The following is a 14,502-nucleotide window of genomic DNA, read 5'->3' on the forward strand; positions in this document are numbered from 1 at the left end:
ACGGTGGTGATGGTCTGGCGTGGCCGGGCGTACGGCACAGGAGCCCGTGCGCGCCCGACCACGCCGTCGGTCCGCCGAAGCCGGCACAGACTGACGGCCGTTCATGGGCGTCACACGGACGGTGCCGGGGCGTACTCGAACCAGTCGAAGGCGACCGAGCCCTCGGTGGCGTACATGCCGATCACCCGGCCGGTGAAGCCGCCGGCGACCTCGGTGGACAGGTAGCGCCCGTCCAGTTCGGCGAGCGGCCGGGTGTCCGGGGCGTCGGGACCGCCGAGCCCGAAGGCGATGGTGTCGGGCCCCGTGGTCCCGCCGTCGGTGAGTTCGGGCGACGCGGGAACGAGGCCTGACGTACGCATCGTCACGGTGAGGTGCAGCGGCCCGGCCGGAACCGGCCGACGGGCCACGGTCTGGCGCAGCGGCCCGATCCGGGCCACGACACGGACCTCCCCGTCCCCGGCCTCCACCTCGTAGTGGTGGGCCTCGTCGAGGCGCACGCAGAGACCGCCGCGTCCCGTACCCGGGTCGATCAGGGCGGTGACGCGGCAGTCGTGGTGCTGCTGGCGCCGCCCGACGAAGGTGTACCCGGGGCGGTCGAGGGACGGGCCGGTGGCGCCGAGGACCAGCCGGCCGGGGCGCTCGGTGAGCGACCAGGAGCCGTCCGGGCGGGCGAACGGCGAGATCCAGTGCGGTGCGAGAGCGGGCGCGTCGAAGTCGTCCCGGGCGGGCGGGGCCGGTACGGGGTGCCAGGCACCACCCGGGGCCGCGTGGCTCGCGGGAACGGGCGCGACGACGGGCCAGCCGTCCGCGTCCCACTCCACGGGGGTCAGGAACGTCTCGCGGCCGAGCACGTGCACGTCGGGCGTGAAGCCGCGGGGGCGGACACCGAGCAGCACCATCCACCAGGTGCCGTCGGGCGCCTCCACCAGGTCGGCGTGGCCCGTGTTCTGGATGGAGCGGGCGGTGCCGCTGTGGGACAGCAAGGGGTTGGCGGGTGCGCCTTCCCAGGGGCCGCGCGGCGAGCGGCTGCGGGCCACGGACACGCTGTGACCGCGTTCGGTGCCGCCTTCCGCGATCAGCAGGTACCACCAGTCGCCGATGCGGTAGAGGTGCGGCGCCTCGGGGAACTTGAGCCCGCTGCCCGACCACGTGGCGAAGGGCTTCTCCAGCACCTCGCCCTTGACCGGGTCGATCCTGGCCATGTTGATGCCCCCTTCGGGGCCGGAGAAGGCACACCAGCAGGTGCCGTCCTCCTCCCATGCCAGGTCGGGGTCGATCCCGGGCACGTCGATCCACACGGGGTCGCTCCAGGGCCCTTCGGGCCGCTCGGCCGAGACGACGAAGTTGCCGCCACCGTCGATGTTGGTGTTGATGACCCAGTAGCGGCCGTCGTGGTGACGGATGGTCGGGGCGTAGAGGCCTCCGGACGCCTTGGCGCCGGGGAGGGGCAGCGGCAGTTGGCCGGGCCGGTCGAGCACGTTGCCGATCTGCTCCCAGTGCACGAGGTCCTTGCTGTGGAAGAGCGGCAGCCCGGGGAAGTACTCGAAGCTGGAGCACACCAGGTAGTAGTCGTCACCGACCCGGCACACGCTCGGATCGGGATGGAACCCACTGATGACCGGATTGTCGTATATGTGCACGGAAGCGTCTTCCCTTCGAGCCGCCGGGTGCCGAGAGTGTAACGAGTTCACCCGACCCACTCACAGGAACATGACGATCGCTGCTCCGTGAGGAGTGTGGCGCTCGGAACCCTTTGGTATCCGTGTCATGGATCAGCGGCATCAGCACTCGCGATGATTCAGGGGATTCCGCCGGGGCCCTGTCGACCGCACAGTGGCGCATACGTCATCGGCCAGTGAGTCGTGATGGCACCCAGTCGTGTCCGTCAGGGCACCGTCGTGCCTTCGGTGCCCGGCACCCGGCCGGCCGGCGACGCGCACACCGTCACCTGTGAGAAGGGCCCCGCCATGCCCAGTCCCCGTTCGGTCTCACTGAGGCGGGCCGTCGGCGTCACGCCGGCCCGCCGTTTTGAGGCTGCCGCGCCGAGTGTCGTACGCGTCGCAGCGGGCGCGGTCATGTCCGCCCACGGCATCGACAAATTGGCCGACGGCCCGGCGGCGTTCGGAGCGTTCCTGGGCAGTATGAACGTGCCCGCGCCGACGGCCACGGGATGGGCTGTGGCGATCGGGGAGACCCTCGGCGGGCTGCTGCTCGTCGTCGGGCTGCTGTCGCGGCTGACGGCGCTGCTGCTGACCGCCCATCTGTGTGTGGCGACTGCGCTGGTCAACGCGGACACCGGGTTCATGACGCCGCAGCAGGGATCGGCCGGCGGAGCGGGGGCGGAGTTCCCTGTGATGATGGTGGCCGCGTTCCTCGTCGTACTGCTGACCGGGCCGGGGCCACTCGCGCTGGACCGCGTGCTCGGCATCGAAACCCCGCCGGAAGTCCGTCAGTTGCCCGCGGCCGCACGGCCGTCCGCAGTTGCGGCCACACGGCCGTCCGCAGCTCGTGCCTCGCTCGTCAGCGGCGCGATCGGAGGGGCTGTCGGTGCGGCGATGAGCGCGTTGGCCAACTACCTGATCGTGGGTGTCCCGTCCGGCGCCGGGGCCAACGCCGCCAACCACGCGGTGTCGGGGCTGATCAGCGGCTTCCTGGCCGGGTTCCTCGGGCTGCTGATGCATCAGCGCAAGCACGCCCCAACAGCACATGCCGAGCTTCGGCACTGATGCCGTCAGGGACGCCCGGAACCGGGCTCCGCTGAGGGCCGATGGCCTCATTCGAAACTTTCGAATGGCGATCCCATGATTGCGTACTTCTCTTCCCGCATCTCCTCTCGGCTCGCGTGAAGGTTCATCTGAAAGGGGTGATGAACTGGGAGTTAGTGTTCATCGAGACCTCTTCTTGTGAAGAGAAGGTTTCCGAAAGACTGTCGAAACTGTTGACAGGCTCATGGCGTTCTACGAAAACTGTGGCCACTGAACGGCAGGAGGCCGTCGGTCCGGCCGCGTCAGGTGGCCGGGTACGGCGGTCGGTCGTCACGGCGTGCCGACCGGACGGCCCCCGCCGTGGTTCGGGCAAGGCCGCGGGTGGCCGATGCCGCTCGCCCCCCACCAGCCTTCATCGGGAGAACGCATGCATCAGAACGGCACACAGCAGGACCGGATCAAGCAGAACCCCGACCCCCTCAACGGAGTGAGCCGACGAGGCTTCCTCGGTGGCGCCGGCACCCTCGCGCTCGCCACCGCGTCCGGGCTGCTGCTGCCCGGCACCGCCCACGCCGCCACCACCATCACCACCAACCAGACCGGCACCGACGGCATGTACTACTCGTTCTGGACCGACGGCGGCGGCTCCGTCTCCATGACGCTCAACGGCGGCGGCAGCTACAGCACCCAGTGGACCAACTGCGGCAACTTCGTGGCCGGCAAGGGCTGGAGCACCGGCGGACGCAGGACGGTCCGTTACAACGGCTACTTCAACCCGTCGGGCAACGGCTACGGCTGCCTCTACGGCTGGACCTCGAACCCGCTGGTGGAGTACTACATCGTCGACAACTGGGGCAGCTACCGGCCCACCGGTACGTACAAGGGCACCGTCTCCAGCGACGGCGGCACCTATGACATCTACCAGACGACCCGGTACAACGCCCCCTCCGTGGAAGGCACCAAGACCTTCCAGCAGTACTGGAGTGTCCGGCAGTCGAAGGTGACCAGCGGCTCCGGCACCATCACCACCGGCAACCACTTCGACGCCTGGGCGCGCGCGGGCATGAACATGGGCCAGTTCAAGTACTACATGATCATGGCCACCGAGGGCTATCAGAGCAGTGGAAGCTCGAACATCACGGTCAGCGGTTGACCTCTGTCCGGTGGACGACGGCTGCGGGCCCTGCCTTCGTGGCGGAGCCCGCAACCATGGTCACTCGCGGGATCGTTCACGCGGGGAGAGCGTCTCCGGGGAAGCCGTGGCACGGGTGAACCTCGCAGCGCATCATCCCGGCTCGCACGCAGGGGTCCTGGGCCATGATCTCCGCGGCTTCCTCGGCGGGCACGGTCATGATCGCGACGCCGGCCACGGTGTCGGAGGCGGCCGGGCACAGGACCGCGATCACCCCGTCCGCGCGCAGCGACACCATGCGTCGCTGGTGTTCGAGTTCGACAGCGTCCGCGCCGTCCATGGTCCGCTCCGGGCCCCATTGAAGGAGCGCCAGGCTGTAGGGCTTCGCGGTCGTGGCCAGAGCCCGGATCTGTTCGTCAGTCACGGTCGTGCTCATGATGTCTCCCTACTTCTGGATGCGCTCGGCCAACGAGACGATGATGCCTTCGGGCCCGCGGACGTAGGCCATCCGCCATACGCCCTCGTATTCGCCGATGCCTCCGACCAGGCCGTAGCCGTTGACCGCGGCATGGTCGACCGCGGCTTGGAGGTCGTGCACCTCGAACGCGACGTTGCGCAGGCCCAGCTCGTTGGCCGGCGCGGCAGGCGAACCCGGGAGGTGGTCCGGTCGCGTGAAGCTCGAGAGCTCCAGCGTCGTCCCTCCGCCGGGCGGTCGCAGCATGACGATCTCGGTGCGGGCGTCGGTCATGCCGATCACCGTGTCCAGGAAGTCGCCTTCGACAGCCATCTTCCCGTCGGCCTCCAGGCCGAGGCTGACGAAGAACGCCGTCGCGGCGTCGAGGTCGGCGACGGTGATGCCGACGTGGTCGAAGCGCCTGATGAATGTCATCGGATCCTTTCGAGGGTCCTGATCCTGCGTGATGTGCGGGCCGGGGCGCGCCGCTTCTGGCGAGCACGTTCGGGGGGACCCATCCCATGATCGACCGCCAGAACAGGACGGCCTTGGGTGCTGGAGCAATGCTATTCGCTCGCCCTGTCGGGCGGTGTATGCTGCCTGGGATCACTTGCGGCGGACTCCCCGCCGTCGACGCGCACCGCACGCCCCGACCGGAAGGAGGCGAGAGACATGGACCGTTCTGAAGCTGTTGCGGCCATAGTTGCCCCCGGCCGTGTGCCTTCGTTCCTCTGCGGCGCGCGGTAAGTCTCAAGCCCTTCCCACCGGCATCTCCATGAGCTGCCTTCGCCTGTGCGTCCCTCCGCCTTGCGGGGCACAGGCCGCGCGCCCGTGAACGGGCCCTCTTACTGGTCGCCGTGATGTCGGCCTGCTCCGAAGTCGCCTCACCGGCACGGGGACGCCGGTCACGCGTCAGGTTCTTCATCGGCCAGTGAAACAGCAGCACTACCGACCAGCACGGGAGCAGCCCACTCACGGGCCGGCCCGTCGCCCCGGCATGTCCGAGTGCTGCCCCTGCCCAGCGGCAGGCACCTGGTCGGCGTACCGCGACCAGCTCACCGCCGAAGTGCGACGACACGCGTAGGCATGCTCCGACGGGCATCGACGCCTTCGGCACGCGTCATCGTCCTTGGCCCGGTGCTGGTCTGTCGACCCGCCGGCCAGGTCCGACGCTCCGCCACCCGACCCCCGCAACGACCCCTGCCCGGCTGCCTCGACAGCACCCCGGCTCGAAATGTGATCACCATGAGCAATCAGCGTCACCACGGGACATCCGCCGAAGACAGGACACCTGTCGACAGCGAGTCATCCGCCTCTCCCACCCCCGACAGGCCCACGGATCCCAGCCGGCCACCGGCGGCAGCCCGTACCTCCGACGCCCCCGCTCCGGCGGCCCCCGACCCCAAGCGATGGTGGGCACTCGTCGTCATCTCGCTCGCGCAGCTGATGGTGATCCTGGACGGGACCATCGTGAACATCGCGCTGCCCTCCGCTCAGCGGGACCTGGGCATCTCGGACTCCAGCCGGCAGTGGGTGATCACCGCCTACACGCTGGCCTTCGGCGGGCTGCTGCTGCTCGGCGGCCGAGTCGCCGACCTGGTGGGCCGCAAGCGCACCTTCCTCATCGGCCTGGTCGGCTTCGCAGCGGCCTCGGCGCTGGGCGGCGCGGCGGTCGATCCCGGCGTGCTGTTCGCGGCGCGTGCCCTGCAGGGCGTGTTCGGTGCCGTCCTGGCACCCTCGGCGCTGTCGCTGCTGACGACGACGTTCACCGATCCCGAGGAACGCGGCAAGGCGTTCGGAATCTACGGCGCGCTGGCCGGCGGCGGCAGCGCGTTCGGCCTCGTGGTGGGTGGTCTGCTGACCGAGTACCTGAACTGGCGCTGGTCCCTGTACGTCAACGTGCCGATCGCCCTGGTCGCGTTCTTCGGTGCCCTCGCCTTCCTGGATCACCGTCCGGGCCTTCCGGGGGTGCGCCTGGACGTACTCGGCGCCCTGCTGGGCTGCGGCGGACTCGTCGCGGTCGTGTACGGCTTCAGCGAGGCCGAACCCCGAGGATGGTCGAGCCCGTTGGTCCTCGCGCTGTTCGCGGGCGGCGTCGTCCTGCTCGTCGGTTTCGTGGTGTGGCAGAGCCGCGCGGAGAGTCCGCTGCTGCCCCTGCGGATCCTCAAGGACCGCAACCGGATGGGGGCCTTCGCGACAATGGGCCTGGCTACCGTCGGCATGTTCGGTGTGTTCCTCTTCCTGACCTACTACTTGCAGGTCGTCCTCGGCTACTCGCCCGTGCGAACGGGCCTGGCGTTCCTGCCGATGTCGGCGGCGATCGTCGTCGGCGCGACGCAGATCGCGGCCCGGCTGCTGCCGCGCACGGCGCCGCGCGCCCTGATGGCGCCGGGCATGGTGCTGGCGGCAGCGGGCATGGTGGTGCTGACCCGCTTGACCGTGCACTCCGGGTACACCACCCACGTCATGCCCGCGCTGTTGGTGCTCGGCCTGGGCATGGGCCTGACGTTCATGCCGGTCTACGCGACGGCGACCGCCGGAGTGGCGCCGAAGGATTCCGGCGTCACGTCCGCGACCGTCACCACCTTCCAGCAGGTGGGCGGTTCCCTCGGCACGGTGCTCCTGAACACCGTCGCCGCGAGCGCCGCAACCCGCTACGTCACCGAGCAACCGCACAGCCCGGCCCAGAAGGATCTGGTCTCCGCCGAAGGCATGGTGCACGGCTTCACCGTGGCGAGCTGGTGGTCGGCGGGCGTCCTGCTGCTCGCAGCGCTGGTGGCTGCGTGCGCGGTCACCGCCAAGGCACCGAAGCGCGCTGAGCGCGAGCGGACGCCCTAGCCCGGCTCATCACCCGTGCCGCACCTCTCGTCCGCTGTCTCCAACCCCCTCTGCGCAACCCCTCGACTCATCCCGCACACCGAAGGGATCCACATCATGAAGCCCTTGACCGAGCACGACATCCGCACCTCCTTCGTCAATTGCTCCAAGGGGGAGGCCAAACGCCTCCCCCTGCCCAAGGACCTGGCGGACATCGACCACTGGGGCGACCTGGACTTCTTGGGCTGGTGCGATCTGTCCGCGCCCGCCCGCAGCTACCTCGTCACCGAGCGCGACGGCGGACTGGTCGGCGTGACCCTCTCCTCGTCGACCACCACGCGCGGCTTCCTGCGCCGCAGCATGTGCTCGCTCTGCCTCACGACCCACCCCGGCAGCGGCGTCGCCCTGATGAGCGCCCGCAAGGCAGGACCGGCCGGACGCAACGGAAACTCGGTCGGCCTCTACATCTGTACCGACCTCGACTGTTCGCTCTACGTGCGCGGCAAGAAGAAGCCGGCACCCGGCGGACGCATGGAGGAGTCCCTCACCGTCGAGCAGCAGATCGACCGCACCCGCGCCAACCTCGCGGCATTCCTGGACCGGCTCTGGAGCTGAGCCCACCCTTGGCGGACCGCCTCATCGGGGCGGCCCGCCTTCCAGCAGTGTCTGCTCCTCCGCGATGACGGCCAGGGGCAGCACGGCGCCGATCACCGGTCGCAGTCCTCCCTGATCGACCAATCGGCCGAGGGCCTCGGGCTTCGCCCGGCCGGGACTGACGAAGGCGAAGTAGCCCGGCCTTGCGACCCCCGTGCGGTCGACGCTTTCCTGCACGGCTATGGGGCCGGACCGTCCGGCCCGGCCCGGCCCGGCCCGGCCCCGGAAGTGTGAGCCTCGCGGCCTCCGTGATGGGTAGGATCACGCCGCACGCCGAGCGGACGGTTCCAGCCACGCCGCGCACGGCACAGGCGAGAAATCGGGGGCGCAGGGATGAGTACGCACGGCAATGGTCAGTGGGGTCCGACGGGTGGACCCGGATACGGCCCCGGTAGACAGCCGGGCGCACGTCCCGGTCCCCAGCCTTACCCCGGGGGCGGGCCCCATCCGTACCCCGGCGTGGGGCCCTACCCGCCACAGCCCGCCCCCGTACCGCCGCAGGGCTGGGGCCCGTACCCACCACAACCGCACGGCGGTGGCCCGCAGCCGCCGTTCCCGCGACCGCCCCGTCCGCCGCTGTCGCGCGGGCAGCGGATCCTCAAGTGCTTCTACAACCCGTTCTACGCCGCCCAGCGGGCCTTCCGCCCCTCGCGCCCGGACGCGGTCGAGGACCTGACGGTGCGCAAGATCCAGATGTGGCGGACCGGGCTCGGCGCCGCCGCCTGGCTCGTACTGGTCATGTCGTACAAGCCGGTCGACACCGCCAAGGGTGCCAACGCCGCCGCGAGCGACAAGTTCGACCAGAGCTGGATCAGCACACTCTTCCTCGTGTGCGCTTTCCCGTTCGTGATCGCCCTGTTCGCGTTCGCCGCGCAGGGTGCGCTGCGCCGGCTGTACCTGCGACGGTCCCTGAAGCCCTTCGGTGCGGTGGTGGCCCTGATGGGCTCCATGGCAACGTTCCCCCTCGCCGTCGCGCCCGACCCGGCGACCACCGGCTTCCGCGACGCCATCGGGGTTCCCGGCATGGTCGTCCTCATCGCCCTGTGCACGTGGTCGCTGGGATTCGCCCTGTACGGGATCGCGCTCAGCCTCAATCACGTGTTCCGTACCGCCGACATCCACGAGGTGCTGCCGCCGATCCTCGCCACCGCCCTGGCGTGGGTGATGGCTGCCCTCGACATGATCAACAACGCGAACGCCGAGGTTCCCGTTCTCGCCCGGATCGTGTTTCTGCTCGGCGCTCCGGTGTCGGTGACGGCGTTGTCGTGTTGGGAGCTGTACCGGCTGCGGAAGTACCACCACCTGTCCGTGCGGCAGGCCCTTGGCCGCTAGGCGGTTTCGTTTGGATCAGCCGATCGTTGATCCTGGTGTGCCGTTGACCGACGCGCAGTGGGCGCGGATCGAGCCGTTACTCCCAGATCGGACTCCGACGAGGGGCGGCCGGTGGCGGGATCACCGTGAGGTGATCGACGCCATCGCCTTCAAGTTCCAGAGCGGAACCCAGTGGGTCCACCTTCCGGAGAAGTACGGAACTGGCGAGGCGTCTACAACCGGCTGCGGATGTGGGCCGTCGACGGTACGTGGGAGCGGGTGTTCACCGCACTGATGGCCCAGGCCGACGCAAACGAGAACCTGAACTGGGCGGTCTCGGTGGACTCCCGATCGTGCGGGCCCACCAGCACGCAGCTGGGGCCCGAGGGCTACCAGGGTGCCGGAGGCACGGTCCGTGTTCCCTACCGCGGCCGGTGGGAGACGCTTTCTGCAGGGCAGCAGGCCGTCAATCGATCCCACGCGAAGTTCCGGGCGCTCGTCGAGCAAGCCGTCGCCACCCTCAAGTCCTGGCGACTCCTTCGCCGGCTCCGTTGCTCGACCACCCGCATCACGGTCCTCGTCCAGGCCGTCCTCTGCCTGCATCAGGCCAGCTCAGCTTGAGGGGGGAATACGCTCACTGAGCCTTTTCCAACCTCACGCCGAGGCGTGATGAGAGACGAGGACGGCCTGGACGATCACGATGATGCGGTTGGTGCTGCAGCGGAGCTTTCGTAGGACGCGCCAGTCCTTCAGCGTGGCCGTGGCGTTGCCAGCCTCGACGGCAACTTGGCCATCTACCGCCGTCTCCAGGCCCTCGCCCGCACAGCGACGACCCCCACCGCACTTCCGAAGTCGTCAGCCACGCCCGGGACCAGGCCGCCGCGCTCTCCTCGCGGAAACCTTCCCACCGACATCGGCTACTCCGGAACCTGGCTCTGGTGCAGGGCCCTGCTCTCGCACACCGGCACTCTCACCCGCCACCACACCCCCGGCCACGACACCACCCGCGCCGCCGCCTACCGGGCAGGACAGGGTTCCCTCACCCCCTCTCCCCCCGCCACGAACGCGGCGGTCACCTCCGCGCTCGGCGACGGCAGCGACGAGGACGCGCCTGGAGACCATCCGCGGCGGAGCCGTCGTGGCCGCAGTTCTGTCTGCTGGTGGTGTGTCTCGGCTGACCCGGGTGTCCCTGCCGTGGGCGGGTGGCGGCACAGCTACGTGGCATCCGTTTCACGAGCAGCGGTCGCGGCGTAGTCGGTCGGGGTCCGGCCGTAGTACTTGCGGAAGGCGCGGGCGAAGTGGCCGCTGTCGGCGAACTGCCAGCGGGTGGCTATCTCCGTGACGGTCATGCGCCGGTGCGGTGCGACGAGCGCGCGGCATGCCTCCTCGAGGCGGCGGCGCCGGATGTAGGTGCTCAGCGGTCGGCCTTCCCTGGCGAAGGCCCGTTGGAGCGTAGGCGGGGAGACGTTCAGCTCCCGGGCGAGAGCCGAGGGGGACAGGGCGGGGTCGGTGAGGCGGCGGTCGGCCAGGTCCCGCGCGGCTTGGGCCAGGGCCGGCGACAACACGATCCACAGGCGTACGTGATCGTCGGCCCCGACCCGTCGGCCCGCCGTCCGCAGGGCGGCCGCGGTCTCGAAGCGGTTGAACATCATGTCCCGCACCCGGAACCCGCGGGACCGCGCCGAGAAGCCGGACACGGTCGTCCGGCGGAAGGGTGCCAGCGCGAAGGTCTCGCCCATCCGGCTCCGCCACTCGTGCGCGAAGTCGCTGAAGGCGTTGGCGCCGCTCACGTCTGCCGAGAAAGTGCCGCTCATCGTTGTCGCGAATCTCCTGTCGGGCTGACGCGCCGGTCCGAGGCGCCGGGACCACACGCTTCCTACCGTTGTTCCGGCATGCATCGAAGATCCGACATGCGCAGTCCGGAATGTCGATACGAGGGTGCTGGATGCGGCCGTCATGACCGCGCTTCCACGGGCAACAACGGGAACGGTTACGCATGAAACTTGAGGTCAAGACCGCGGTGCTGGGGGCAGTCCTCGCCTCCACCGCCGTACTGGCGGTTCCGGGAACCGCCTCGGCCGACTACAACGCCTGTCAGGACCGCAAGATCTGCCTCTTCGACGGCCACAACGGCACCGGGGAGGTCCTGCAGCTCGATCCGGCTACCTACCCCGACCTCCACACGATGTGGTGGGGCGACCGGGCCAGCTCGCTATGGAACCGCAGCAACCAGGTGGTCTGCGTCTGGACCGATGTCAACAACTACGGCTTCCACTACAAAATCGATCCGGGTGAGAAGCAGGAGCTTGCGTACCTCTACGACAATGCGGTGTCCAGCCTCTTGGTTAACGGCTGCGGGGGCTGAGGCGACTGCTTGACCGAACGCTGGTGCGGGCCCGCGCAAACGCGTGGAGCAACAGTCCCATGGCCCCGCGATCCGGAGCGGGGGCCATCGGCGCACCTTGTCTGGCGGGGTGCTGTCCCCCCGTGCGAGCTACACGCGGATGCCACTGCGGGGTGACGCCCTTAGGGGTGTCGAATCCGTAGGTTTTTTAGGTTCGCGGATGTTGACCGCGCTGATTGAGGAGGCTGTGTATGAGAAGACCCGGGTGGCTGATCTCGCTCGTCTTAGCGGTGACGCTGATGGTGGCGGGGGCGGCGGAGCCTGCGGCGGCGGGGGAGCCTGCCGCCGCGGCGGAGGCTTGTGCCACGGCTGGATCGAACTTTGCCAGCCAGTCGATCGCGGAGAGTACGGCGGGGTTGCGGTTGGGGTGTGCCCGCGACGCGGGAGGGCTGCGGTCGCTGGCGGGCAGTGACACCGACGTGGTGGTCGCCATCGACTTCAACACCGCGCAGCAGCCGGACGAGTGGCATCGGCAGATGTCGCAGATGGTCGACACGGTGCGTGCCGACAAGGGCAAGGGACTCACGCTCAGCGAGTCCTTCGACCTGCAGGCGCAGAAGAACAGCGTGGACTTCTACGACCGGCAGAGCGATGTCCGGTTCGACGGCAGTATCCAGGTCGTCGGCGACAGCCTCGTCTTCGTCATACCCGCGGGCGAGGTGAACGCTTCGGCGAACTGGTGGCAGAAGATGATCGCCAATGCGGCCGCCTTCGCGGTGGGGCTAGTAGCCCTTGAGGTGTGCGAACTCTCCTTCGGCCCCGCCGCGCCTTTCGCCGTAGTGATCTGCTCGTCTGTAGGCGGTGCACTGGGCGGGCTCGTCAGTGAACTGATGAACGCCTACTTCGACGGACGGTCGCTGGGTGACGCGGAGGTCTGGAAGGAGGCGATCGGCACAATGGTGGTGGGCGCGTTGGCCGGGGCGGGCACGGCGGCCCGCGAGAGCCTGAAGAAATGGGCCGCGGAGGAGCTGGTCCGGGTAGTCGCAGCGGTGGGGAAGACCGCGCGGAACATCAGTACCCGGCTTGGTTCGTGGGCGCAGTCGTTGGCGGACCTCGCAAGTGAGTTCACCGCAGACTTCGCGCAGAGGGTGAGGTTGACCATCGAACGGTTGCTCCAGGGCCAGCGAGCCACCGCTTGGCCGTCGACGATCCGGGTGATGGTGGTCGGCGACTCGATCAGCCAGGGCCACGAGGGCGACTACACCTGGCGCTACCGGTTGTGGCAGTGGTTCCAGGAGAACAACATCTCGGTCGACTTCGTGGGCCCCTACCACGGCACGTTCACCCCTGATCAGCCCTCCCCGCCGAAACCGCCGCTCTTCGTCGGTGAGAAGCCGGCGGATCAGGGCATCCGCGTCGACGGCGGATACGCGGCCGGGGTCGCCTTCGACAGCGACCACTATGCGCACTGGGGCAGACAGGCCGCACAGATCAAGGACGACATCCGCCGGCAGGTCGAGACCTACAAGCCGGACCTTGTCCTGCTCGCGGCCGGCTTCAACGACATGGGCTGGTTCGTCAGCGACGAGAACGGCACCCTGGACAGCGTCGAGACCATCATCGACCAGGCCCGCGCGGCCCGGCCGGGGGTCGACTTCGCGGTGGCCACCGTGCCGCACCGGTCGAAGATCGGCGGCCGGGACGATCTGATCACCAAGACCGACAACTTCAACCGGCTGCTCGCGAACGCGGCCCCCCGGTGGAGCAAATCCATCTCCCAGGTGGAGGTCGTCGACTGGCAGAAAAAGTACTCCTGCGCCCCCGCCGCCTGCCCGGCCGCCTATGACGGCCTGCACCCCAACGCCTTCGGCGAGTACCAGCTCGCCATCGCCTTCGAGCAGACCCTGCACGACCGGTACGGACTGGGCCGGGGCCCGATACCCTTCCCGCCCGAGAACCTGCCGGTCCGGCCGACACCCGTGCCGACCGGCCTGAAGGCCGAGTCCAGCCCCCAGGGTGTGACCGTCACCTGGAACCCGGTGTACGGGGCCTTCGGCTACGACGTGCGGTCGCGGATCGCCGGCCAGACGACCTGGGGCGAGGGCCGCGTCAACAGCAACCGGACCGACACCACCTGGACTGTCGACGGCATCCAATGGGAGTACCAGGTGCGCACCGTCGGCGGTGACAACGTCAAGGGCCCCTGGTCCAACACGGTCAGCGCGGTCGCCCACCCGAAGACCGCGCCGCCGCCGCGGATCCTGGCCAGCCGGCCGATCGGCCAGGACGGCATCGAGCTCGAAATCGCACCACCTGACTACCCCACCACCATCGACCGGTACGAAGTGATCCTCTTCGACAAGGACACGCCCGGCGCCTGGCTCACCGGCACCGGCTTCCGCGGCAACCGGGTGCAAATCAACGGGCTGAACCCGGGCCACCGCTACCTCGTCGCGGCGGCCACCTGGAACGCCGCCGGCGGCGGGCTGCCCGCACTGGCCCGTCCGGTGACGGTCGGCGGCGGCACCCCGGCCGCCCCGACCGGCCTGCGGGTGACCACCGTCGATCCCACCACAGTGGAACTGGACTGGAACGGCGCGAAGTCGGCGGCCGGCTACCGGCTGTGGGTCTCCAACATCAAGGACGGCGGCACCACCCCGCCGAAGGCCGACGAGAACATCATCGAGGACACCCACTACGGCGTCGGCTTCCTGTTCCCGGGCGTGTGGAACTACGAGTTCTGCGTGACGGCCGTCAACGGCTCCCTCGAGTCCGACAAGTCCAACTGCGTCATCCCCTCCCATCCCGACGGCAGCGCGCCGACCAACCCCGGCGGCAGCGCGCTGAACCGCTCACCGAACGCTCGCACCGCGGCGTCGGACGCGGTGGACATCGGTTCGCTCACCACCCTGAGGAACCCGGACGGCACGGGAAGTCCCGTACCGGTCGGTGTCGGGGTCAACGGGGGTGACCGGTAGCCCGGCCTTGGTGTCCCGTGGTGGGGGCGCCGGGGGCGGGGCACCACGCGCCCCCCCGGGGCGTGGGAGCCGGACGGGGTGACCCCGCGCTCGCCCCACCGGGGGTT

Annotated in this window: 14 protein-coding genes; 9 read left to right on the forward strand and 5 right to left on the reverse strand. The window is 69.4% G+C overall.

Annotated elements, in window-relative coordinates; translation table 11 throughout:
* Window positions 1-110 precede the first annotated feature (110 nt).
* Window positions 111-1,640: a glycoside hydrolase family 43 protein gene (locus tag ACZ6IM_RS34615; protein ID WP_469562213.1), complete on the reverse strand. Its 1,530-nt coding sequence runs from the start codon at window positions 1,638-1,640 to the stop codon at window positions 111-113.
* Between the two features lie 267 nt (window positions 1,641-1,907).
* Between ACZ6IM_RS34615 and ACZ6IM_RS34620 the strand changes: the two genes are divergently transcribed.
* Complete coding sequence (locus ACZ6IM_RS34620; RefSeq protein WP_469562216.1) at window positions 1,908-2,726, forward strand: DoxX family protein; 819 nt, start codon at window positions 1,908-1,910, stop codon at window positions 2,724-2,726.
* 406 nt (window positions 2,727-3,132) lie between these two features.
* Window positions 3,133-3,858 carry a glycoside hydrolase family 11 protein gene (locus ACZ6IM_RS34625; RefSeq protein WP_052838535.1) on the forward strand — a complete coding sequence of 242 codons (726 nt, stop codon included), beginning with the start codon at window positions 3,133-3,135 and terminating at the stop codon, window positions 3,856-3,858.
* Window positions 3,859-3,934: 76 nt separating this feature from the next.
* Here ACZ6IM_RS34625 and ACZ6IM_RS34630 read toward each other — a convergent pair whose 3' ends face one another.
* Both ACZ6IM_RS34630 and ACZ6IM_RS34635 read right to left on the reverse strand, forming a co-directional pair.
* Window positions 3,935-4,273 (reverse strand): YciI family protein, encoded by a 339-nt coding sequence (locus tag ACZ6IM_RS34630; RefSeq protein ID WP_469562220.1) that lies wholly within the window; start codon window positions 4,271-4,273, stop codon window positions 3,935-3,937.
* A 9-nt stretch (window positions 4,274-4,282) separates the two neighbouring features.
* Window positions 4,283-4,726: a VOC family protein gene (locus tag ACZ6IM_RS34635; protein WP_052838533.1), complete on the reverse strand. Its 444-nt coding sequence runs from the start codon at window positions 4,724-4,726 to the stop codon at window positions 4,283-4,285.
* 810 nt (window positions 4,727-5,536) lie between these two features.
* Here ACZ6IM_RS34635 and ACZ6IM_RS34640 point away from each other — a divergent pair.
* Complete coding sequence (locus ACZ6IM_RS34640; protein WP_469562223.1) at window positions 5,537-7,129, forward strand: MFS transporter; 1,593 nt, start codon at window positions 5,537-5,539, stop codon at window positions 7,127-7,129.
* A 96-nt stretch (window positions 7,130-7,225) separates the two neighbouring features.
* Window positions 7,226-7,723: an FBP domain-containing protein gene (locus ACZ6IM_RS34645; protein WP_052838531.1), complete on the forward strand. Its 498-nt coding sequence runs from the start codon at window positions 7,226-7,228 to the stop codon at window positions 7,721-7,723.
* Window positions 7,724-7,744: 21 nt separating this feature from the next.
* On the opposite strand, the gene ACZ6IM_RS34650 is transcribed toward ACZ6IM_RS34645, so the two are convergent.
* The gene (locus tag ACZ6IM_RS34650; RefSeq protein WP_469562225.1) at window positions 7,745-7,939 is read right to left on the reverse strand and encodes a hypothetical protein; all 195 of its coding nucleotides are present in this window, start codon (window positions 7,937-7,939) and stop codon (window positions 7,745-7,747) included.
* A 282-nt stretch (window positions 7,940-8,221) separates the two neighbouring features.
* Between ACZ6IM_RS34650 and ACZ6IM_RS34655 the strand changes: the two genes are divergently transcribed.
* Genes ACZ6IM_RS34655 through ACZ6IM_RS34665 form a run of 3 tightly spaced genes read left to right on the forward strand, consistent with a single transcriptional unit; the run spans window position 8,222 to window position 9,694 of the window.
* Window positions 8,222-9,094 (forward strand): hypothetical protein, encoded by an 873-nt coding sequence (locus tag ACZ6IM_RS34655; RefSeq protein WP_469562227.1) that lies wholly within the window; start codon window positions 8,222-8,224, stop codon window positions 9,092-9,094.
* 37 nt (window positions 9,095-9,131) lie between these two features.
* On the forward strand, window positions 9,132-9,368 hold the full coding sequence (locus ACZ6IM_RS34660) for a transposase (RefSeq protein WP_469562230.1): 237 nt from the start codon (window positions 9,132-9,134) through the stop codon (window positions 9,366-9,368).
* The gene (locus ACZ6IM_RS34665) at window positions 9,368-9,694 is read left to right on the forward strand and encodes a transposase family protein (protein WP_469562247.1); all 327 of its coding nucleotides are present in this window, start codon (window positions 9,368-9,370) and stop codon (window positions 9,692-9,694) included. The genes ACZ6IM_RS34660 and ACZ6IM_RS34665 overlap by 1 nt, the downstream gene beginning before the upstream one ends.
* 593 nt (window positions 9,695-10,287) lie before the next feature.
* Here ACZ6IM_RS34665 and ACZ6IM_RS34670 read toward each other — a convergent pair.
* Window positions 10,288-10,887: a helix-turn-helix domain-containing protein gene (locus tag ACZ6IM_RS34670; protein ID WP_469562233.1), complete on the reverse strand. Its 600-nt coding sequence runs from the start codon at window positions 10,885-10,887 to the stop codon at window positions 10,288-10,290.
* A 182-nt stretch (window positions 10,888-11,069) separates the two neighbouring features.
* Here ACZ6IM_RS34670 and ACZ6IM_RS34675 point away from each other — a divergent pair, with 182 nt between their 5' ends.
* Together ACZ6IM_RS34675 and ACZ6IM_RS34680 are read left to right on the forward strand one after the other, a co-directional pair.
* Complete coding sequence (locus tag ACZ6IM_RS34675; protein ID WP_052843912.1) at window positions 11,070-11,438, forward strand: peptidase inhibitor family I36 protein; 369 nt, start codon at window positions 11,070-11,072, stop codon at window positions 11,436-11,438.
* A 230-nt stretch (window positions 11,439-11,668) separates the two neighbouring features.
* On the forward strand, window positions 11,669-14,395 hold the full coding sequence (locus ACZ6IM_RS34680) for a GDSL-type esterase/lipase family protein (RefSeq protein WP_469562236.1): 2,727 nt from the start codon (window positions 11,669-11,671) through the stop codon (window positions 14,393-14,395).
* Window positions 14,396-14,502 lie beyond the last annotated feature (107 nt).

It is taken from the genome of Streptomyces sp. NPDC042336 (assembly GCF_055581985.1).

Coding starts and splice junctions, on each gene's coding strand:
- ACZ6IM_RS34645 (WP_052838531.1), top strand. CDS start 7,226: ATGAAGCCCTTGACCGAGCACGACATCCGCACCTCCTTCGTCAATTGC.
- ACZ6IM_RS34625 (WP_052838535.1), top strand. CDS start 3,133: ATGCATCAGAACGGCACACAGCAGGACCGGATCAAGCAGAACCCCGAC.
- ACZ6IM_RS34675 (WP_052843912.1), top strand. CDS start 11,070: ATGAAACTTGAGGTCAAGACCGCGGTGCTGGGGGCAGTCCTCGCCTCC.
- ACZ6IM_RS34640 (WP_469562223.1), top strand. CDS start 5,537: ATGAGCAATCAGCGTCACCACGGGACATCCGCCGAAGACAGGACACCT.
- ACZ6IM_RS34635 (WP_052838533.1), bottom strand. CDS start 4,726: ATGACATTCATCAGGCGCTTCGACCACGTCGGCATCACCGTCGCCGAC.
- ACZ6IM_RS34670 (WP_469562233.1), bottom strand. CDS start 10,887: ATGAGCGGCACTTTCTCGGCAGACGTGAGCGGCGCCAACGCCTTCAGC.
- ACZ6IM_RS34665 (WP_469562247.1), top strand. CDS start 9,368: ATGGCCCAGGCCGACGCAAACGAGAACCTGAACTGGGCGGTCTCGGTG.
- ACZ6IM_RS34630 (WP_469562220.1), bottom strand. CDS start 4,273: ATGAGCACGACCGTGACTGACGAACAGATCCGGGCTCTGGCCACGACC.
- ACZ6IM_RS34680 (WP_469562236.1), top strand. CDS start 11,669: ATGAGAAGACCCGGGTGGCTGATCTCGCTCGTCTTAGCGGTGACGCTG.